The organism is Streptomyces sp. NPDC048275 (genome assembly GCF_040652275.1).
Taxonomy (GTDB): Bacteria; Actinomycetota; Actinomycetes; order Streptomycetales; family Streptomycetaceae; genus Streptomyces.
In genome coordinates this window covers 47,864-67,366 of the sequence record NZ_JBEZLR010000013.1, presented here as the reverse complement: position 1 = coordinate 67,366, position 19,503 = coordinate 47,864, and the positions used below count along the sequence as shown (strand labels likewise).

Sequence of the window (19,503 nt, the reverse complement as noted above, 5' to 3'; positions counted from 1 at the left end):
AGCGCCTCAATATGGCCACGCGCCACGACATCCGCAACGTTGCCATCGTCGCCCACGTCGACCACGGCAAGACCACCCTGGTCGACGCCATGCTCAAGCAGGCCGGTGCCTTCGCCGCGCACGCCGCCGAGTCGCTCGACGACCGCATGATGGACTCGAACGACCTGGAGCGTGAGAAGGGCATCACGATCCTGGCCAAGAACACGGCCGTGAAGTACCACCCGAAGGATGGCGGCGACGTCATCACGATCAACATCATCGACACCCCCGGCCACGCCGACTTCGGCGGCGAGGTCGAGCGCGGTCTGTCGATGGTGGACGCGGTCGTGCTGCTCGTCGACGCCTCCGAGGGCCCGCTGCCCCAGACCCGCTTCGTGCTGCGCAAGGCGCTGCAGGCCCGCCTGCCCGTCATCCTGTGCATCAACAAGACGGACCGTCCCGACTCGCGCATCGACGAGGTCGTGAACGAGGCGTACGACCTCTTCCTCGACCTCGACGCCGACGAGGAGCAGATCGAGTTCCCGATCGTCTACGCGTGTGCGCGTGACGGCGTCGCCTCGCTGACCAAGCCGGAGGACGGCACCGTCCCGGCCGACAGCGACAGCCTGGAGCCGTTCTTCTCCACGATCCTGTCGAGCGTCCCGGCCCCGTCGTACGACGAGGCCGCCCCGCTCCAGGCGCACGTCACCAACCTGGACGCCGACAACTTCCTCGGCCGTATCGCGCTGCTCCGTGTCGAGCAGGGCGAGCTGCGCAAGGGCCAGACCGTCACGTGGATCAAGCGCGACGGCACGATGTCCAACGTCCGCATCACCGAGCTGCTGATGACCGAGGCGCTCACCCGCAAGCCCGCGGAGAAGGCGGGCCCCGGTGACATCTGCGCCGTCGCCGGTATCCCGGACATCATGATCGGCGAGACCCTCGCCGACCCCGAGAACCCGATCGCGCTGCCGCTGATCACGGTCGACGAGCCGGCCATCTCGATGACCATCGGTACGAACACCTCGCCGCTGGTCGGCCGCGGTGGCACCGGCAAGGGCGCCGAGAACAAGGCGGCGGTCAAGGACCGCAAGGTCACCGCCCGCCAGGTCAAGGACCGCCTGGACCGCGAGCTGGTCGGTAACGTCTCCCTGCGTGTGCTCGACACCGAGCGCCCGGACGCGTGGGAGGTCCAGGGCCGTGGTGAGCTCGCGCTCGCCATCCTGGTCGAGCAGATGCGCCGCGAGGGCTTCGAGCTGACCATCGGCAAGCCGCAGGTCGTCACGCAGGAGATCGACGGCAAGACGCACGAGCCGGTCGAGCGCATGACCATCGACGTCCCCGAGGAGCACATGGGCGCGGTCACGCAGCTCATGGGCGTCCGCAAGGGCCGCATGGACAACATGTCCAACCACGGTTCGGGCTGGGTCCGCATGGAGTTCGTCGTGCCGTCCCGCGGTCTCATCGGGTTCCGGACCGAGTTCCTCACCGGCACCCGCGGCACCGGTATCGCCCACTCCATCCACGAGGGCCACGAGCCCTGGTTCGGCGTGCTGGCGACCCGTAACAACGGCTCCCTGGTCGCCGACCGCGCCGGCGCCGTCACCGCGTTCGCGATGACGAACCTCCAGGAGCGCGGCGTGCTGTTCACCGACCCCGGCACCGAGGTGTACGAGGGCATGATCGTCGGCGAGAACTCGCGCGCCGACGACATGGACGTGAACATCACCAAGGAGAAGAAGCTCACGAACATGCGGTCGGCGTCGGCCGACTCGTTCGAGGCGATCGTCCCGCCGCGCAAGCTCTCGCTGGAGCAGTCGCTGGAGTTCTGCCGCGACGACGAGTGCGTCGAGGTGACCCCGGAAGCCGTTCGCATCCGCAAGGTCAACCTGGACGGCCGTGAGCGCGCCCGCGCCGCGAGCCGCGCCAAGAACGGCTGATCCACCGCGGACTGACGCCGTCCGAGCCCGGGTACCCCTCCATGGGGGTGCCCGGGCTTTTTACAACCCATTTTTCGGCCCCCCTCTGTCCGAAATGCGGAGTCCGTCGCCCGATAGGTATGTAACACGTCCGTTTCGCGGGCTTCTCTCTCGGATCCCTTTGTCCAGATTTTGGAAGATGTACGTGCGAGCTGTGATTGAACCGAGACCTCAAGGCAGTGGTCGGTATCTGGCTCATGTCAGATAGTTAGCCGCGTAACGCTCGGGTCAATGGGTCACGCGCTGTGGGGACAGCGCCGACTCACGAGCACAGTGGGGTTTTTGATCCTCCGTCAGGGGTGTCGGAGGTCATTCATGGGCCCCTCCTGTCCGTGCACCGGTTGAGTCATGAGGAGGCATCAGATGCCGACTACGCGTGTTCATCTGCGAGTTGTCGTACGCCGCGCCCCGGCGCGCCACGACCGATAGGCATACGTCTCTCTGATCCGCATGGTCCGAACTGTGGCCGTCCACACCCTGTGGCGGCCGCGGGCTCGGCGTACCCATGAAATGGACGAATCATGACGAGTCCGATCGAGATCGAGGGCACGGAAGCCGCCACCGAGGTGGATGAGAAGCCCGGGCGCAAGAGTCCCGAGCGGCCGGCCACGCTGGAGGGCCGATCGCCCGGCCAGTTGATGTGGCGCCGGTTCAAGCGTGACCGCAGCGGGGTGGTCGCCGCCTGTGTCGTGCTGTTCTTCTTCCTGATCGCCGCCCTCGCTCCGCTGATCTCGAAGCTGTACGGAAAGAATCCGTACACGCTCTACGGGCAGGACGATCCCTTCCTCCTGAACGAATTCAACATGCCCGCCGGACCCAACGGCGGCATCACGTCGGAGTTCTGGTTCGGGATCGAACCCACCCTCGGGCGCGATGTGTTCACCCAGCTGCTGTACGGCATGCGCACCTCGCTGTACACGGCGCTCGCGGCGACACTCGCGATGGTGCTCATGGGCATCGTGATCGGCCTGGTCGGCGGGTACTTCGGCGGCAAGGTCGACTACTGGCTGGGCCGGCTCACCGACTTCCTGCTGGCCTTCCCCAGCCAGCTCTTCATGATCGCGTCCATGCCCGTGATCACCGCGGTGTTCGTCGCCCCCGACGAGGAGACGCCCGCCTACGTCCATGCGCTCGCGATCATCGGAGTGCTGTGGTTCCTGGGCTGGATGGGCCTGGCCCGGCTGATCCGGGCGGTCACCCTTTCGCTGCGTGAGCGGGAGTTCGTCGAGGCCGCCAAGGTCGCGGGTGCCTCGCCGTGGCGGATCATCCGCAAGGAACTGCTGCCCAACCTCGTCACACCGATCCTGGTACAGGGCACGTACCTGCTGCCCAGCACCATTCTCACGGTCGCGTTCCTGTCCTTCGTCGGTGTCGGCTACACCGAGCCGACCCCCGACTGGGGCCGGATGTTCGCCATCGGCTCCGGCATCTACGAGCAGGATCCCGTCTACATGTTCTTCCCGGGGATCGCGATGGTCATCTTCGTCGTGGCCTTCAACCTCCTCGGCGACTCGGTCCGGGATGCCTTCGACCCGAAGACGGGCCGCTGATCCCACGCCGCACGGCCCACGCCGCACGGCCCCCCTGCACGGTCCCACCCCCCCCACGGACAGCTCCGCCCCGCACAGAAAGTGTCACTACTCACAGGCAGGTGGACTCGACTCGATGAGCATCTTCACTTCTCGCAGAGCGCGGACCGCGCTCGTCGCGGTCGCGGCTGGCGCCCTGGCGCTGGCCGGCTGCAGCGACAGTAAGAGCGGCAGCAACACGGACAAGAGCAAGAACAAGGAGGAAGCCGCCGCGCAGTCCGCCGCGGTGAAGATGGGTACCGCCAAGGACTCCACCGGCCCCGCCCCCGAGGTCGCGGGAGCCAGGACCGGCGGTACGGTCCAGGTCTACGAGGAGGACGACTTCTCGCACCAGGACCCGGGACAGATCTACGTCAGCGACGCCGGCCTGCTCGCCAAGCTCATCTTCCGCGGCCTGACCACCTACAAGGAGGACGACAAGGGCGCCCTGACGGTGGTCGGCGACCTCGCCACCGACCCCGGGAAGATGTCGGACGCCGGCAAGACCTGGACGTACACGCTGAAGAGCGGGATCAAGGACGAGACCGGTCATGTGATCGACTCGGCCGACATCCGGCACACCTTCGAACGGCTCTACGACCCGTTCATCACGGACGGTCCGTCCTACATCCAGCAGTGGCTGTCGGGCACCGGCACCACCTACCGTGACGCGTACGAGGGTCCGTTCAAGGGCAAGCACCTGCCGGACACCGTCCTGGAGACCCCGGACGACAGCACGATCGTCTTCCACTTCACGGAACCGCAGCCCGACCTGCCCCAGGCCCTGGCCATGGCCGGCTACTCCGCGGTCCCCAAGGCGACGGACACGAAGGCCAAGTACGACACCAAGCCGGTCGCCGTCGGCCCGTACAAGATCTCGGAGTTCAAGGCCGGCAAGAGCGTCAAGCTGGTCAAGAACACCAACTGGGACCCGGCGACGGACGCCATGCGTCACCAGTACGTCGACGGCTTCGACATCGAGATCAACCACGACGACGAGGACCAGACCAAGACGATCCTCGCCGACCGCGGTGACGCCAAGAACGCCATCATGATGACCGGTCAGGTCGCCACCACCCAGGTGCAGAAGGTCGTCTCCGACGCCGCGGCGATGAAGCGCACGGTCCAGGGCTACGCGCCGTACGTGTGGCAGATGAACTTCAACATGGACCGCATCAAGGACAAGAAGATCCGCGACGCGATCACCTACGCCATGCCGGCCACCGCGGTCTTCAAGGCCGACGGCGGCGCGTACGGCGGTGAGGTCGCCAACAGCCTGATGTCGCCCACCACTCCGGGCTACCAGAAGGACTACGACCCCTTCGACCGGGCCAAGAAGCCCAACGGCGACATCGAGAAGGCCAAGCAGCTCATCAAGGAGGCCGGCGCCGAGGGCATGAAGATCGTCTACGCCCACTCCAACATCCCGGTCCGCCAGCAGCAGGCGATCCTCGTCGAGAACGCGCTGGAAAAAATCGGCCTCAGCGTGCAGAAGAAGGAGATCGACAACGCCACCTGGTACGAGCAGGTCGGCAAGGTCGACAACGGCTACGACATCTACATGACAGGCTGGGGCCAGGACTGGCCGTCCGCCTCCACCGTCATCCCGCCGTCGTACGACGGCACGCAGATCCAGGACGGCGCGTCGAACTACGCGCACATCAACGACGAGCACGTGAACTCCGAGATCAAGCGGATCGTCAAGATCACGGACACCGCCGAGGCCAGCAAGGCCTGGACCTCCCTCAACCAGTACATCAGCGAGAAGGTCAACCCGGCCGCGCCGATCTACTACACCAAGGTGTTCCAGATCGCCGGCAGCAATGTCGGCGGCCTGCGCTACTCCACGGTGACGAGCTACATCGACCCCACCCGGGTCTTCCTCAAGAGCTGACCACGCTCCCGGGGCGCACTCCGCACTCCGCAGTCCGTGCTTCGCACACCGCGGAGTGCGCCCCGGGCGCCGCTCCTGTCCCTGGCCGCCCGTCCCTGAGAGCAGCGATCCGCCATGCTTCGTTTCCTCCTCCGCCGGACGTTCGGCGCGATGCTCATCCTCCTGCTGATCAGCGCCTTCACGTTCTTCATGTACTACGCCATCCCCCAGGACCCCGCGACGCTCGCCTGCGGCAAGAACTGCACCCCCGACGCGCTCGCGATCATCCACAAGAACCTGGGCATGGACGATCCGGTGCCGGTGCAGTACTGGAAGTTCCTCGTCGGCATATTCGCCGGGCGGGACTTCGCCGTGGGCCACTGCCCGGCCCCCTGCTTCGGCATCTCCTTCCGCGACCAGCAGATGGTCTGGGACACGATCATGGACCGCTTCCCGCTGACGCTGTCCCTCACCATCGGCGGACTGGTCGTCTTCCTCGCGGTCGGCCTCGGCACCGGCATGATCGCCGCCCGCTTCCGCGGGACCTGGCTCGACAAGTCGTTCAGCAGCATCTCGCTGGTGCTCAGTTCGATGCAGATCTACTTCCTCGGCCCGATCGTCCTCGGCATCTTCGTGTACAGCACCGGCTGGCTGGACAAACCCAAGTACGTGCCCCTCACGGACAATCCGGCGCAGTGGTTCATGGGCCTGCTGATCCCCTGGCTCGTCATGTCCGTGATCTTCACCGCCAACTACACCCGCATGGCGCGCTCGACGATGATCGAACAGCTCCAGGAGGAACATGTGCGCGCGGCCCGCGCGAAGGGCATGACCGGCAGATACGTCTTCTTCCGGTACGCCTGGCGCGGCTCGCTCATCCCGATCCTCACCATCCTCGGCATGGACCTCTCGGCCCTGCTCGGCGGCGCGGTGGTCACCGAGTTCACCTTCGGGCTCGCGGGCCTCGGCCGGCTCGCCGTGGACTCGGTCGTCGGCAAGGACCTGCCGAAGCTCATGGGCGTGATGCTCTTCAGCGCCGCGTTCATCCTGCTGCTCAACGTGATCGTGGATTCCCTGTACGCCGTGATCGACCCGCGTGTGCGCCTGTCGTAGCTCGTCGCTGTCCCGTCGTAGCCCAGTCGTCGTCCCGTCGTAGTCCTGCTCGCAGTCCTGGGAGAAACCGCAGTGACCACACTCACCAAGCCGGAGGACCCTCCGGCTCCCACCGGATCCGAGGCGTTTCTCTCGGTCCGCGACCTGCATGTGCGGTTCTCCACGGAGGACGGCGTCGTCAAGGCGGTCGACGGTCTTTCCTTCGATCTGGAGCGGGGGACGACCCTCGGCATCGTCGGCGAGTCCGGGTCCGGCAAGTCCGTCACCAATCTGACCATCCTCGGACTGCACAACCCGATGACGACCACGATCGACGGTGAGATCGTCCTCGACGGCAAGGAACTGATCACCGCCACGGAAAGCGAGTTGGAGAGGCTCCGCGGCAACAAGATGGCGATGATCTTCCAGGACGCGCTGACCGCGCTGTCGCCCTATCACACGGTGGGGCGGCAGATCGGCGAGCCTTTCCGCAAACACACCGGGGCCTCCAAGAAGGAGGCGCGCGAGCGGGCGATCGAGATGCTGGCGAAGGTCGGCATCCCGGACGCCAGGAACCGTGTGGACGACTATCCGCACCAGTTCTCCGGCGGTATGCGCCAGCGCGCGATGATCGCGATGTCGCTGGTCTGCGACCCGGACCTGCTGATCGCCGACGAGCCGACGACGGCCCTCGACGTGACCGTCCAGGCGCAGATCCTGGACCTGTTGAAAGACCTCCAGCAGGAGTTCGGCTCCGCGATCATCATGATCACCCATGACCTCGGGGTGGTCGCCAACATGGCGGACGACCTGCTCGTGATGTACGCGGGGCGAGCGGTGGAGCGAGGCACGGTCCGCGAGGTGCTCAAGTCCCCGCAACACCCGTACACCTGGGGCCTGCTGGCCTCGATGCCGCGTCTGTCGGCGGACGTGGACGAGCCGCTCACGCCGATTCCGGGCGCGCCCCCGTCGCTGCTGAACCCGCCCTCGGGGTGCCCGTTCCATCCGCGGTGCGCCTATCGGGGCGAGGTCGAGGGGTCCGACCGGTGTGTCGACGTCCGGCCGGAACTTCCGCAAGGGCGCGGCGCCGCCTGTCACTTGACGAGGGACCAGAAGACGCTGACCTTCACCGAGACGATCCGGCCCCGGCTGGGCTGAGGGGAATGACTGTGAGCGACGAGAAGACGGCGGTCGCGGCCGACCGGGTCCACGGGCAGCGGTACGGGGAGCCGGCCGAACCGCTCCTACGGGTACGCGACCTGAAGAAGTACTTCCCGGTGAGGGGAGGCTTCCCGATCAGGCGTACGGTGGGCGCGGTCCAGGCCGTGGACGGCCTCTCCTTCGACGTCTTCCCCGGTGAGAGCCTGGGCCTGGTGGGAGAGTCGGGCTGTGGGAAGTCCACGACGGGGCGGCTGCTGACCCGTCTCCTGGAGCCGACGGACGGCACGATCTCGTACCGGGGGCAGGACATCAGCCGTTCCAGCCGCCGCCAGCTGGCCCCGATCCGCTCCGAGATCCAGATGATCTTCCAGGATCCGTACGCCTCCCTCAACCCCCGCCAGACGGTCGGCACGATCATCTCCTCCCCGATGGAGATCAACGGGGTCCATCCGCCCGGCGGCCGCGAGAAGCGCGTGCGCGAACTGCTAGAGACGGTCGGACTCAACCCTGAGCACTACAACCGCTTCCCGCACGAGTTCTCCGGCGGGCAGCGCCAACGCATCGGGGTGGCAAGGGCGTTGGCTCTCTCGCCCAAGCTGATCGTGGCGGACGAACCGGTCTCCGCGCTCGACGTCTCGATCCAGGCGCAGGTGGTGAACCTGCTCCAGGAGGTCCAGCGGGAGACCGGCATCGCGTTCGTCTTCATCGCCCACGACCTGGCGATCGTGCGCCACTTCTCGCAGCGCGTCGCGGTGATGTACCTCGGCAAGATCGTGGAGATCGCGGACCGTACGTCGCTGTACAGCGGCCCGCGCCACCCGTACACCCACGCCCTGATGTCGGCTGTCCCGGACGCGGACATCGACGCCCCGAAGAAGGAACGCATCCGCCTCCAGGGCGACGTGCCCTCCCCCATTTCCCCGCCGTCCGGCTGCCGGTTCCGCACCCGCTGCTGGAAGGCGCAGGACAAGTGCGCGCAGCAGGAACCGCCGCTGATCCGGCTGTCGGGCAACGCCGAGGGCCATCTGACGGCCTGCCACTTCCCCGAGGAGCCCACGATCGAGGCGCGCGCCCAGGACATCGTCCTCGACCCGGCGCTGACGGCGCTGGAGGAGGGCTCAGGTAAGTCCTAGGCCGGGGCGGGCGACGGTGATGATTTCGGGAGAGGCGGGGGTGAGCGGCCCCCGTTCCCAGTCGCCGTACTGCTTGTCGACGGTGAGTCCGGCCGCCGTGAGGAACGTGGCCAGTGCGTCCTGGCCCAGGAACCGCAGTGTGCTGCGACTGACCGCCGGCCGCTCCCACGCCGGGTGCTCGAACGTCTCGGTGAACGTCACCCGCTCCCCGGCCACCGGTGTCTCGACCTTGTGCCACACGCGTACGACCTCTCCTTGGGCGTCGATCGCTTCGCGCGGGTGTTCGGGGGTCCACCGCTCCCAGGCGCGGGCGGCGGGATTGCGGGTCTCGAAGACGAACCGTCCGCCGTCGGCGAGGGCGGCGCGCACGGAGGCGAGGGCGGTGCGTAACTCGTCATCCCCCAGGAGCACTTGGAAGGTGTGCCCGGACATCACGACGAGATCGAACTCCCGCTCCCAGCGCACGCAGGCGAGATCCCCGAGCACCCATTCGCAGGGGGCTCGGCGTCGGGCCCGCACCAGCATGGCCGCGGCGGGGTCGAGCCCGCACAGCCGGCCCCGGTGCCCGGCCTCCCGGGCCCGCCCGAGCAGCCGCCCGGTCCCGCATCCGACATCGAGGACGGACCGCGCGGACATCACCAGGTCCAGATAGAAGTCGTCACTCGCCCCCCACGGATTGAGGGCGTCGTACAGGGCGGCGAGTGAGACGTCACCGAACGAACGGTCAGCCATCGCAGCAGTCTGTCAGCCCGCGGGCACCCCGTGCCCGAGGCCCTCGTAAATCGCTCGACAGCGAACGGGCGGCCGAGGATGCTTCACCCCGATGACACGAACCGACACGCCCCCCGCCTGGGACGAGCGTTCACAGCTGACCACCTTCCTCGACTACGTCCGCGACACCGCCCGCGCCAAGTGCGAGGGCGTCTCGGCGGAGAACGCCCGCAAGGCCCCGCTGCCCGGCTCCCCGCTGATGACGCTCTGCGGACTGATCAGCCACCTCCACTGGGTCGAGTACTACTGGTTCCAGGTGGTGTTCCTCGGCGAGGAGGACGAAGGTCCCTGGACGGACGAGGACCCCGACCGCGAGATGCGGATCGCCGTCGATGTGCCGCTGCCGGATCTCCTGACTGCTTATGAGCAACAGGCCGCCCGTTACCGGGCGTTGGTGACCGAGCGCTCCCTGGACGACACGGCGAAGCGCTCCATCCGCGACGGCCGCCAGATCGACCTCCGCTGGATCCTCCTCCACCTGATCGAGGAGACGGGCCGCCACAACGGCCACCTCGACATCCTGCGCGAACTGCTCGACGGCGAGACGGGAGTCTGAACTCATGGGCGAAGCAGGCGGGTTGAACCCCACCATCCGAACCATCACCTTCGACTGCACCGGTGATCCGTACGATCTCGGCCTCTTCTGGAGCGAGTTGCTGGGCCTCCCGCTGGACGACGACGACAAGCCGGGGGACCCGGAGGCGCTGCTGCGCGTCCCGTCCGGCGGGCCGAATCTCCTCTTCGTCCGCGTCCCCGAGGGCAAGACGGCCAAGAACCGCATCCACCTCGACCTCCAGCCGCACGGCCGCACCCGAGCGGCGGAGGTCGCCCGCGCGCTCGCCCTCGGCGCCCGCCAGATCGCGGACCACACCCGCCCCGACGGCGGCGGCTGGGTCATCCTGGCGGACCCCGAGGGCAATGAATTCTGCGTGGAGCGCGGGGAGTTGGGCTAGCGGTGGCGGATGTACGACTGGAGAAGGTGACCCCGGGCAACGTCGACGCGGCCATCGCACTGAGGGTGCGGTCGGACCAGGAGCGTTTCGTCTCCCCGGTGGTGAACTCACTGGCCGAGGCCTATGTGCGCCCCGAGAAGGCCTGGCCCCGCCTGATCTTCGACGGCGAGGACCTGGTCGGCTTCGTGATGGCCTTCTTCGACATCCGCTTCGACCCCGACGACCCCGACGACCGTCCCCGCTCGGGCCTCTGGCGCCTGAACATCGCGGAGGGGCGACAAGGCCGCGGCTACGGCCGCTTCGCCGTCGAGTCCGTCTGCGAGGAGATCCGCCGACGCGGCCAGTCCCGCGTCACGGTGACCTGGGCCGAGGGCGAGGGCGGCCCCGAGGGGTTCTATCTGCGGCTCGGATTTCGCCGTACGGGCGAGACGAGCGGGGACCAGGTGGTGGGGGAGCTGGACCTGAAGGCGAAGAGAAGGCCCGCGCCCTCCTGAGGAGTGCACGGGCCTTCGTTCCCCGGGAACCGGACGTTCGGGCTCGGGTCAATGGGCCGGCGAAAGTCGGGTTCCGTGGGTCATCGACCGACGGAAAAGGGGTGTGTCAGGCCGTGACCTCGGGGTCCTTGGCGAGGCGGGGAGCCGGGACGGTCTCCTTGACCTCGGGGTAGTGGCAGGCGGTCAGGTGGCCGTCGCGGCTGCCCTCGACGTGCACCAGCGGCGGAGCCTCGGACGCGCACTTGTCCGTCGCCTTCCAGCAGCGGGTGCGGAAGCGGCAGCCGGACGGCGGGTTGATGGGGGAGGGCACGTCACCGGTGAGGCGGATGCGCTCGCGGGCCGGAGCGTCGTCCGAGGTGGCCTCGGGGACGGCGGACAGCAGCGCGCGCGTGTAGGGGTGGCGCGGGTTCTCGTACAGGTCCGCGCGGTCGGCGATCTCGACGATCTTGCCGAGGTACATGACCGCGACGCGCTGCGAGAAGTGGCGCACGATGGCGAGGTCGTGGGCGATGAAGACGAACGCGATGCCCAGGTCCTTCTGGAGTTCCTGGAGCAGGTTCACCACCTGCGCCTGGATCGAGACGTCGAGGGCCGAGACCGGCTCGTCCGCCACGATCAGCTTCGGGTTCAGGGCCAGCGCGCGGGCCACACCGATGCGCTGGCGCTGGCCGCCGGAGAACTCGTGCGGGAAGCGGTTGTAGTGCTCGGGGTTGAGGCCGACCGTCTCAAGGAGCTCGCGCACGCGCTTTTCGCGACCCCCCGCGGGGTTGATGTTGTTGACCTCCATCGGACCCGAGATGATCTTGCCGACCGTGTGCCTCGGGTTGAGGGAGGCGTAGGGGTCCTGGAAGATCATCTGGATCTCGGAGCGGACCGGCGCGAGCTGCTTGCGGCTCGCGTGCGTGATGTCCTGGCCGCGGTAGTTGATCGTGCCGGCCGTCGGCTCCAGGAGCCGGGTGATCAGACGGCCCGTCGTCGACTTGCCGCAGCCGGACTCACCGACCAGACCCAGGCTCTCGCCCTCGGCCACCTGGAAGTCCAGGCCGTCCACGGCCTGCACCGCACCCACCGTCCGGCGGATGGGGAAACCACCCTTGATCGGGAAGTGTTTGGTCAGACCGGTGACGTCCAGGAGGGGGTTCGTGTTGCTCATGATCGTGAAATCCCGTCACTCGTACGTCAGTTGGACCGGCTGCCGGCGAAGTCGGCGAAGAAGTCGCGGCGCTGGTCGGCGGTCAGGTGGCAGGCGGAGCCTCGTCCGTCCGTGATCTCGAGCAGCGGGCGCTCGGAGGAGCAGAGCCCGCCCTCGACCTTCTCGGTGAAGCTGCACCGGGGGTGGAAGCGGCAGCCCGACGGCGGGTTCAGCAGCGAGGGCGGCGAGCCCGGGATCGGCGACAGCGGCACGTCGACCGGACCGTCCAGGCTCGGCATCGAACCCAGCAGACCCCAGGTGTACGGGTGCTGCGGCGTGCGCAGCACCTCCTTCTTGGTCCCGCGCTCCACGCACCGGCCGCCGTACATCACCAGCACCTCGTCCGCGATGTCCGCGATGACACCGAGGTCGTGGGTGATGAAGATGATCGCCGTGCCGAACTCCTTCTGGAGGTCCTTCAGCAGGTCCATGATCTGGGCCTGCACGGTGACGTCCAGGGCGGTCGTCGGCTCGTCCGCGATCAGGAGCTCCGGGTCGCAGACCAGCGCCATCGCGATCATCGCGCGCTGGCGCATACCGCCGGAGAACTGGTGCGGGTAGTCGTCGACGCGTACGTCGGGCTGCGGGATGCCGACCCGGGTCAGCATCTCGATGGCGCGTGCCCGGGCCTCCTTCTTCGAGCAGCCCGTGTGCTTGCGGTACGTCTCACCGATCTGCTTGCCGATGGTGTGGTACGGCGACAGCGAGGTCAGCGCGTCCTGGAAGATCATCGACATCTTGTTGCCGCGGAGCCTCTCCAGGGTCTTCTCCGAAGCGCCGTTCAGCTCCTCGCCGTCGAGGGTGATGGAACCCTCGACGGTCGTGCTGTCCGGGTTGTGCAGCCCCAGGATGGTCAGGTTCGTGACGGACTTGCCGGAGCCCGACTCACCGACGATGCCCAGCGTCTTGCCGCGGGTGAGGTCGAAGGAGAGGCCGTCGACGGCCTTGACGGTGCCGTCCTCGGTGGAGAAGTGCACCTTCAGGTCCTTGACGGACAGGAAGGGCTGCTGGTCGGTGCTCGTCACGGGGACGCTCCTGAGGGGGGTGATGCGGGGTAGCTGGTGGGGGCGGCGGATCAGGCGAGCCGGATACGCGGGTCGATCATGGCGTAGGCGGCGTCCACGAGGATGTTGGCGATGACCACGAAGGATGCGGTGATGACCATGATGCCGAGCAGCATCGGCAGGTCGCTCGTATTCACCGACTTCACGGCGAGCAAGCCGACGCCCTGGAGGCTGAAGGTCTTCTCGGTGATCATCGCGCCGCCGAGCAGGACGCCGAGGTCGATGCCGAAGATGGTGACGATCGGTCCCATCGCGCCGCGCCAGGCGAAGCGGAAGAAGACGTTTCGGCGGGAGAGTCCCTTGGCGCGGGCGGTGCGGACGTAGTCCTCGCTGAGTTGCTCGACCAGTTGGGAGCGCGTCATACGGGTGTAGTTCGCGGTCCAGATCAGCGCCAGGACCAGCCACGGAAGCAGCAGTCCGTTGGCCCAGGAAGCCGGGTTGTCGGTGAAGTTCGTGTACGAGGGCTGGTCCAGGATCTGCCACTGGTACACGAAGAAGTACAGGGCCAGCGTGCCCACGAAGTAGATCTGCATCGACGAGGCGATCAGCGAGGCGCTGCTGGCGAGCTTGTCGAGCGTCTTGCCCTGCTTGACGGCGGCGATCATGCCCGCGCCGATACCGCCGATGAGGAACACCACGGACGAGCCGATGGCGAGCGAGACCGTCGTCGGGAACCGGTCCATGATGGTGGCGAGGACGGGCTCGCGGTTGACGAACGAGTAGCCCAGGCACGGCGCGTCGCACTGGCCGTAGGACCCGTAGTCCCGGCCCATGAAGATGCCCGTCAGCCAGTGCCAGTACTGCAGCGGCAGCGGGTCCGAGATCCCCATGTTGTGGCGGATCAGCTCGAGCGTCTCCGGGGTGCAGAGCTTGCCGCAGGTCAACCGGGCAGGATCGCGCGGCACCGCGTAGAAGAGCATGAACGTGACGGCGCTGATGATCAACAGCGTCACCACGGCGCCGAGGATGCGGCGGACGAGGAAGCGAAGCATGGGGAGTGGCTTTCCTGGGATGGGCCGTCGTGCGGAGCGAGTGCGGACCGGGTGTGACGAGAGGCCACGGAAGGCGGGGCCTAGGCCCTGTCGTCAAACTCCCGTCGTCCGCCTGGAGGGCGGGCCCTGCGGCGTCAGGTGCGTGCTCTCGGTGTGCCGGGCATAGACCCTCGTACTGGATGTACTTGGGTCTGTGCCCGGTGCGGCGAGAGTGCGTGCATGGCGTCGCGGGGCAGGCGAGAGTTTGACGACAGGGCCTAGGGTGGGGCGGCGCGGGCCGCCCCACCCGTCAGGTGTGGATCAGAACTACTTGACGTACAGCTTGTAGAGCATGCAGCCGTCGAAGTTCGGGTCCATCTTGACGTTGCCGAGCTTGGAGCCGTGGAGGTAGATGCGCTTCATGTACACGTCGGGGATGAAGGCGCCGGTCTCCGTGACCTGCTTGTCCAGGGCGGCCCACATCTTGTTGGCCTTGGTCTGGTCGGTCTCCAGCGTCGCAGCCTTGATGGCGGCGTCGACGGCCGGGTCCTTGAGGTGCGAGTAGTTCTGCCCCTGGTCCACGACGTTCGCGCTGTCGAACAGCGGCTGGAACACCGAGTAGCCGGTCGGCCAGTCGGAGGACCAGCCACCCCAGTAGACGTCGAACGGGTTGTCCAGCTTGCCGATCTGGTCGTACCACGTGGTGGAGTCGATGGCCTTGGTGACCACGTCGAAGCCGGCCGCCTTGAGGGCGTTCTCGATGACGACCGCGATCTTCGGCTGGACGTCGTCCTGCTGGTAGGCGTAGACGATCTTGGTCTTGGCCTTGCCGGCCTTGTCGAGGATCTTCTTCGCGGCGGCCGGGTCGCCCGCGGGGTTCTTCAGCTTGCCCCAGACGTCCTGCGACTCGTAGCCGGCCACGAGCGGGCTCATGATGCCGGTGGCGTAGTCGCCACGGTGGGTGCCGCCCAGGAGCTGACGGATCTGCGAGGTCGGCCACGCCTTGATCAGGGCCTCACGGACGGCCTTGTCCTTGACCCGGCTCGTGTTGATCCAGTAGACGCTGACACCGCTGCCAAGGTCCTCGAAGACGCGGTCCTTGGCCTCGGTGGTGGCCTTCTGGATGCGCTCCTGCGGGATCGTGCGCCAGCTGACGGCGTACTGGTCCTTGCCGGCGTCCGCGAGCAGACGGTCGATGGCGGTCAGCTGCTCGATGCCGAAGGTGAAGTCGAACTGGTCCGGGTAGGCGTTGCGGATCGGGTCGGTGTCCGCGTCCCAGTGCTCGTTGCGGACGAGCACCATCGACTTGTCGGTGACGTGCGACTTCACCTTGTAAGGACCGTTGGACAGCGGCTTCTTGTCGTAGTCCTCCTTGGTGTCCTTCTTCACCGTGGTCGGCGCGTACGAGTGCATCGCGACGACGTAGTTGAAGTCGGGGCGCGCCTCGGAGAGGTGGAAGGTGATCGTCTTGCCGGTGGTCTCGATCGACTTCAGGTGCTTGCCCTTGTACGGGCCCGAGTACGACTTGCGGTAGTCCGTCGAGCCCGTCAGCCACGCCTGGACGTAGAAGGCGCCCTCGGTGACGAAGCTGGCGAAGGCACGCTCGATGCCGTGGCGGACGTCGTCGACGGTGACGTCGGTGCCGTCCTCCCACTTGATGCCGTCCTTCAGGGTGAAGGACCAGGTCTTGCCGCCGTCGGACATCTTGCCCGTGTCGGTGGCGAGGTCGCCGACCAGGGTCATGGAGCCGTCGTCGCCGACCTTGTAGCCGGTCAGGGTGCGGGAGAGGACCACCGCGGCGAGCGAGTTCCAGGCGTAGTAGATGCGCTGCGGGTCGAGGTGCGAGAAGTCGTCGTCGTTCAGCAGGTAGGCGGTGCCGCCCTTCTTCGCGCCGGAGACCTCGGGGGCCGGGCCCTTGGAGTCGGCCTCGGTGCCGATCTTGACCACGGTCGTGTCGGCCTTGGCGGCGTCCTGCTTGCCGCCGGTGGAGCCGCCGGTGGTGTCACCGCTGCTGCACGCGGACAGCACCGTGGTCGATGCGGCCACAACGCTGGTCGCGATCAGGAAGTTTCTGCGCGAAAAAGACATCGCATCCTGCCTTGGAGGTGAGTGTGATGAGAGAAGCCGGCACCCGGCGTCGTTGCCGTGGTCCTGAAGAGGGCCGGAACTAGCGCTTGGTCTTCGGGTCGAGCGCGTCGCGCAGCGAGTCCCCGAGGAGGTTGAAGGCCAGGACGAAGACCACCATCGTGATGCCCGGGAAGAGCAGGTAGGTGATGTCGTCCTGGTAGACGTCGGCGGCGCGTCCGAGCATGACGCCCCAGTCCGGAGTCGTTTCCTTGACGCCGACACCCAGGAAGGCGAGGCCCGCCTCCGTGGTGACCATCAAAGGCAGCAGGAGCGTTGCCTGGATCAGGATCGGGGTCCAGAGGTTGGGCAGCAGTTCCTTGAAGATGATGCGTACCGGAGACGCGCCCGTGACCTTGGCGGCCTCGACGAACTCCCGCTCGCGCAGGGCCAGTACCTGGCCGCGCAGCAGACGGGCGATGGAGGCCCAGCCGAAGAGGGTGAGGATGCCGATGAGGGAGGCCACGGTGAGCCAGGTCGGCGTGTTCTCGTCGGCCGCCACGAACAGGGCGAGCACGACCGGGGTGAAGGCGACGAAGAACAGCTGGGAGGGGAAGGCGAGCAGGATGTCGATGACCCGGCCGATGAACCAGTCGGTCTTGCCGCCCACGTACCCCGCGGTGACGCCCATGACGATGCCGATGATCATGACGAGCACGGTGACCGCCGCGGCGATCATCAGCGAGTTGCGGATTCCGTACAGCAGGAAGGTGAAGACGTCCCGGCCGAGTCCCGGCTCGAGGCCGAACCAGAAGTCGCTGCTGATGCCACCGTTGGGGAGCACCGGGAAGCCGTTGTCACCGAGCAGGCCCGGGGTGTTGATGCCGTAGGTCGTCGTCGGGTCCTTGCCGTACAGCTTCGATATGAGCGGAGCGGAGATCGAGACGACGAAGAAGAAGATCACGATGCAGGCCGATATGACGCCCGTGCGGTCCCGTTTGAAGCGGAGCCAGGCGAGCTGTCCCGGAGACCGGCTCTCGTTGGCCTTGGCGGCGGGAGAGGGGGTCGATTTCTCGACACTCTCGTCGGTCACCTCAAGCGGGGCGGCCGCGGAAGGAGTAGGGGGGGTCATGATGCTCCAGGCCCGAGGGGTCAACGACTCCGCAGGGCGCTCCCTACGCAGCTACGCCGGACTTTTTCAACGCAATTCATTCAAGGTCAATAAAATCTCGACCCCCTTGGTCTTCTCTTTACCTTTTTTGCCTTCCCTTGACTTGACCGTAACTACGCGTGTAGCGCTCTGTGGCCGTTCTGTGTCCAGAATCGGGCCAACTGGTCTTATCGGGCAACGGGTTCGATATGCGGACGCGCGAGTCTCGGAATGCGTACATCAGGGGCACTCAATCCAACGGTTCCGCATCGAACAGTGAAGATCCATTGCGTGGAACGTCCGGAGCGTCCGCCTTCGGGGTGCCTGCTTCCGGATGACGGAACCGCCCGGAAGGGTGGGGCGAATGTGGGATACGCCCCTTGTGGCCGAATATTGGGCGCAATGGCCGTATTCCTGAGGAGGCACTCCATGCGCGGAGCCACGCACGCCCGATGGGCCGCATGCGCGGTGGCGGTAGCCCTCGCGGCGACCGCCTGCGGGGGCGGAGGTGGCGACGGCGGTGCCGGCGACGGCTCCGGGGTCCTGAGCTCGTCGTGGGGAGACCCGGAGAACCCGTTGGAACCGGCCAACACCAATGAGGTGCGGGGCGGCAAGGTCCTCGACATGCTCTTCCGGGGCCTGAAGCGGTACAACCCCAAGACCGCCGCGGCCGAGGACATGCTGGCCGAGAAGGTCGAGACCTCGGACTCGCGGAACTTCACGATCACCGTCAAGGACGGCTGGACCTTCAGCAACGGCGAGGCCGTCACCGCGCGGTCCTTCGTCGACGCGTGGAACTACGGCGCCGGTCTCAGGAACAAACAGAAGAACGCGTACTTCTTCGGATACATCGAGGGGTACGACAAGGTCCACCCCGACTCGGGGAGCCAGAGCGCCGACACCCTCTCCGGGCTCAAGGTGACCGGCACGAACACCTTCACCGTCAAGCTCAACCAGAAGTTCGCGACGTTCCCCGACACCCTTGGCTACGCGGCCTTCGCGCCGCTGCCCAAGGTGTTCTTCGACGACCACGAGGCCTGGCTGGAGAAGCCGATCGGCAACGGTCCCTACACCGTCGACTCGTACGCCCGGGGCTCGCAGATGTCCCTGCGGAAGTGGGACGGCTACCCCGGCGAGGACAAGGCGCAGAACGGCGGAGTGGATCTGAAGGTCTACACCGACAACAACACCGCCTACACCGACCTGATGGCCGGCAACCTCGACCTCGTCGATGACGTACCCGCCTCTCAGCTCAAGAACGTGCGGAGCGATCTTGGCGACCGGTACATCAATACACCCGCCGGCATCATCCAGACACTCGCTTTCCCGTTCTACGACGAGAACTGGGGCAGGAGCGGAATGGAGAAGGTCCGCACGGGCCTGTCCAGGGCCATCGACCGCGACCAGATCACGAACATGATCTTCCAGAAGACCCGGGTCCCGGCCACCGACTGGACCTCCCCGGTCCTCGGCGAGGCCGGCGGCTTCAAGGAAGGTCTGTGCGGGGACGCCTGCGTGTACGACCCGGCCGCGGCGAAGAAGCTGATCGAGGAGGGCGGCGGGCTTCCCGGCGGCCAGATCAAGATCACGTACAACGCGGACAGCTCGCACAAACAGTGGGTCGACGCCGTCTGCAACTCCATCAACAACGCCCTCGGCAACGACAAGGCCTGTGTGGGCAACCCGGTCGGGACCTTCGCCGACTTCCGCGAACAGCTCACGCAGAAGAAGATGTCGGGCCCGTTCCGCGCCGGCTGGCAGATGGACTACCCGCTGATCCAGAACTTCCTCCAGCCGGTCTACTACACGAACGGCTCCTCCAACGACGGAAAGTGGTCCGACCAGGACTTCGACAGGCTCGTCGACCAGGCCAACGCCGAGACCGACACCACCAAGGCCATCGGGCTGTTCCAGCAGGCCGAGGAGGTCGTACGGGACAACATGGCCGCCATCCCGCTCTGGTACCAGAACGGCCAGGCGGGCTACTCGGAGCGGCTCTCGAACGTGGCGCTCAACCCGTTCAGTGTCCCCGTCTACAACGAGATCAAGGTCAGCTGAG

The 19,503-nt window shown here is 66.9% G+C and carries 16 protein-coding genes; 10 read left to right on the top strand and 6 right to left on the bottom strand.

What is annotated here, in order from left to right; genetic code table 11:
* The first annotated feature begins 11 nt into the window (after positions 1–11).
* From typA to AB0D57_RS11170, 6 genes are all read left to right on the top strand, one after another.
* Positions 12–1,919 carry a translational GTPase TypA gene (gene typA / locus AB0D57_RS11195; RefSeq protein ID WP_362070289.1) on the top strand — a complete coding sequence of 636 codons (1,908 nt, stop codon included), beginning with the start codon at positions 12–14 and terminating at the stop codon, positions 1,917–1,919.
* A gap of 560 nt (positions 1,920–2,479) precedes the next feature.
* Positions 2,480–3,508 carry an ABC transporter permease gene (locus AB0D57_RS11190; RefSeq protein WP_362070286.1) on the top strand — a complete coding sequence of 343 codons (1,029 nt, stop codon included), beginning with the start codon at positions 2,480–2,482 and terminating at the stop codon, positions 3,506–3,508.
* A 115-nt stretch (positions 3,509–3,623) separates the two neighbouring features.
* Positions 3,624–5,420 (top strand): ABC transporter substrate-binding protein, encoded by a 1,797-nt coding sequence (locus AB0D57_RS11185; RefSeq protein WP_362070283.1) that lies wholly within the window; start codon positions 3,624–3,626, stop codon positions 5,418–5,420.
* A 114-nt stretch (positions 5,421–5,534) separates the two neighbouring features.
* On the top strand, positions 5,535–6,512 hold the full coding sequence (locus AB0D57_RS11180) for an ABC transporter permease (RefSeq protein ID WP_362070280.1): 978 nt from the start codon (positions 5,535–5,537) through the stop codon (positions 6,510–6,512).
* Positions 6,513–6,584: 72 nt separating this feature from the next.
* Entirely contained in the window at positions 6,585–7,649 is a 1,065-nt protein-coding gene (locus AB0D57_RS11175; RefSeq protein ID WP_362070277.1) for an ABC transporter ATP-binding protein, read from the top strand.
* Between the two features lie 5 nt (positions 7,650–7,654).
* Positions 7,655–8,785 carry a dipeptide ABC transporter ATP-binding protein gene (locus AB0D57_RS11170; RefSeq protein WP_362070274.1) on the top strand — a complete coding sequence of 377 codons (1,131 nt, stop codon included), beginning with the start codon at positions 7,655–7,657 and terminating at the stop codon, positions 8,783–8,785.
* On the opposite strand, the gene AB0D57_RS11165 is transcribed toward AB0D57_RS11170, so the two are convergent.
* On the bottom strand, positions 8,771–9,517 hold the full coding sequence (locus tag AB0D57_RS11165) for a methyltransferase domain-containing protein (protein ID WP_362070271.1): 747 nt from the start codon (positions 9,515–9,517) through the stop codon (positions 8,771–8,773). The two genes, AB0D57_RS11170 and AB0D57_RS11165, sit on opposite strands and share 15 nt — an antisense overlap.
* Positions 9,518–9,608: 91 nt before the next feature.
* On the opposite strand from AB0D57_RS11165, the gene AB0D57_RS11160 reads away from it, so the two are divergent.
* The 3 genes from AB0D57_RS11160 to AB0D57_RS11150 are packed head-to-tail and all read left to right on the top strand — an operon-like array spanning position 9,609 to position 11,003.
* Positions 9,609–10,112 (top strand): DinB family protein, encoded by a 504-nt coding sequence (locus AB0D57_RS11160; RefSeq protein WP_362070268.1) that lies wholly within the window; start codon positions 9,609–9,611, stop codon positions 10,110–10,112.
* Between the two features lie 4 nt (positions 10,113–10,116).
* Entirely contained in the window at positions 10,117–10,509 is a 393-nt protein-coding gene (locus AB0D57_RS11155; RefSeq protein WP_362070265.1) for a VOC family protein, read from the top strand.
* A gap of 2 nt (positions 10,510–10,511) precedes the next feature.
* Complete coding sequence (locus tag AB0D57_RS11150) at positions 10,512–11,003, top strand: GNAT family N-acetyltransferase (RefSeq protein ID WP_362070262.1); 492 nt, start codon at positions 10,512–10,514, stop codon at positions 11,001–11,003.
* 106 nt (positions 11,004–11,109) lie between these two features.
* Here AB0D57_RS11150 and AB0D57_RS11145 read toward each other — a convergent pair whose 3' ends face one another.
* From AB0D57_RS11145 to AB0D57_RS11125, 5 genes are all read right to left on the bottom strand, one after another.
* A complete protein-coding gene (locus AB0D57_RS11145; protein ID WP_362070259.1) occupies positions 11,110–12,156 on the bottom strand; it encodes a dipeptide ABC transporter ATP-binding protein in 1,047 nt (348 codons plus the stop codon).
* Between the two features lie 26 nt (positions 12,157–12,182).
* On the bottom strand, positions 12,183–13,220 hold the full coding sequence (locus AB0D57_RS11140) for an ABC transporter ATP-binding protein (RefSeq protein ID WP_362070256.1): 1,038 nt from the start codon (positions 13,218–13,220) through the stop codon (positions 12,183–12,185).
* 50 nt (positions 13,221–13,270) lie between these two features.
* The gene (locus AB0D57_RS11135) at positions 13,271–14,251 is read right to left on the bottom strand and encodes an ABC transporter permease (RefSeq protein WP_362070253.1); all 981 of its coding nucleotides are present in this window, start codon (positions 14,249–14,251) and stop codon (positions 13,271–13,273) included.
* 306 nt (positions 14,252–14,557) lie between these two features.
* Complete coding sequence (locus AB0D57_RS11130; protein ID WP_362070250.1) at positions 14,558–16,318, bottom strand: ABC transporter substrate-binding protein; 1,761 nt, start codon at positions 16,316–16,318, stop codon at positions 14,558–14,560.
* A 79-nt stretch (positions 16,319–16,397) separates the two neighbouring features.
* Positions 16,398–17,426, bottom strand: coding sequence for an ABC transporter permease (locus AB0D57_RS11125; RefSeq protein ID WP_362070247.1), 1,029 nt, complete (start codon positions 17,424–17,426; stop codon positions 16,398–16,400).
* A gap of 447 nt (positions 17,427–17,873) precedes the next feature.
* Here AB0D57_RS11125 and AB0D57_RS11120 point away from each other — a divergent pair, with 447 nt between their 5' ends.
* Complete coding sequence (locus tag AB0D57_RS11120; protein ID WP_362070244.1) at positions 17,874–19,502, top strand: ABC transporter substrate-binding protein; 1,629 nt, start codon at positions 17,874–17,876, stop codon at positions 19,500–19,502.
* Position 19,503 lies beyond the last annotated feature (1 nt).

Coding starts and splice junctions, on each gene's coding strand:
- typA (WP_362070289.1), top strand. CDS start 12: ATGGCCACGCGCCACGACATCCGCAACGTTGCCATCGTCGCCCACGTC.
- AB0D57_RS11190 (WP_362070286.1), top strand. CDS start 2,480: ATGACGAGTCCGATCGAGATCGAGGGCACGGAAGCCGCCACCGAGGTG.
- AB0D57_RS11185 (WP_362070283.1), top strand. CDS start 3,624: ATGAGCATCTTCACTTCTCGCAGAGCGCGGACCGCGCTCGTCGCGGTC.
- AB0D57_RS11180 (WP_362070280.1), top strand. CDS start 5,535: ATGCTTCGTTTCCTCCTCCGCCGGACGTTCGGCGCGATGCTCATCCTC.
- AB0D57_RS11170 (WP_362070274.1), top strand. CDS start 7,655: ATGACTGTGAGCGACGAGAAGACGGCGGTCGCGGCCGACCGGGTCCAC.
- AB0D57_RS11165 (WP_362070271.1), bottom strand. CDS start 9,517: ATGGCTGACCGTTCGTTCGGTGACGTCTCACTCGCCGCCCTGTACGAC.
- AB0D57_RS11160 (WP_362070268.1), top strand. CDS start 9,609: ATGACACGAACCGACACGCCCCCCGCCTGGGACGAGCGTTCACAGCTG.
- AB0D57_RS11155 (WP_362070265.1), top strand. CDS start 10,117: ATGGGCGAAGCAGGCGGGTTGAACCCCACCATCCGAACCATCACCTTC.
- AB0D57_RS11145 (WP_362070259.1), bottom strand. CDS start 12,156: ATGAGCAACACGAACCCCCTCCTGGACGTCACCGGTCTGACCAAACAC.
- AB0D57_RS11135 (WP_362070253.1), bottom strand. CDS start 14,251: ATGCTTCGCTTCCTCGTCCGCCGCATCCTCGGCGCCGTGGTGACGCTG.
- AB0D57_RS11130 (WP_362070250.1), bottom strand. CDS start 16,318: ATGTCTTTTTCGCGCAGAAACTTCCTGATCGCGACCAGCGTTGTGGCC.
- AB0D57_RS11125 (WP_362070247.1), bottom strand. CDS start 17,426: ATGACCCCCCCTACTCCTTCCGCGGCCGCCCCGCTTGAGGTGACCGAC.
- AB0D57_RS11120 (WP_362070244.1), top strand. CDS start 17,874: ATGCGCGGAGCCACGCACGCCCGATGGGCCGCATGCGCGGTGGCGGTA.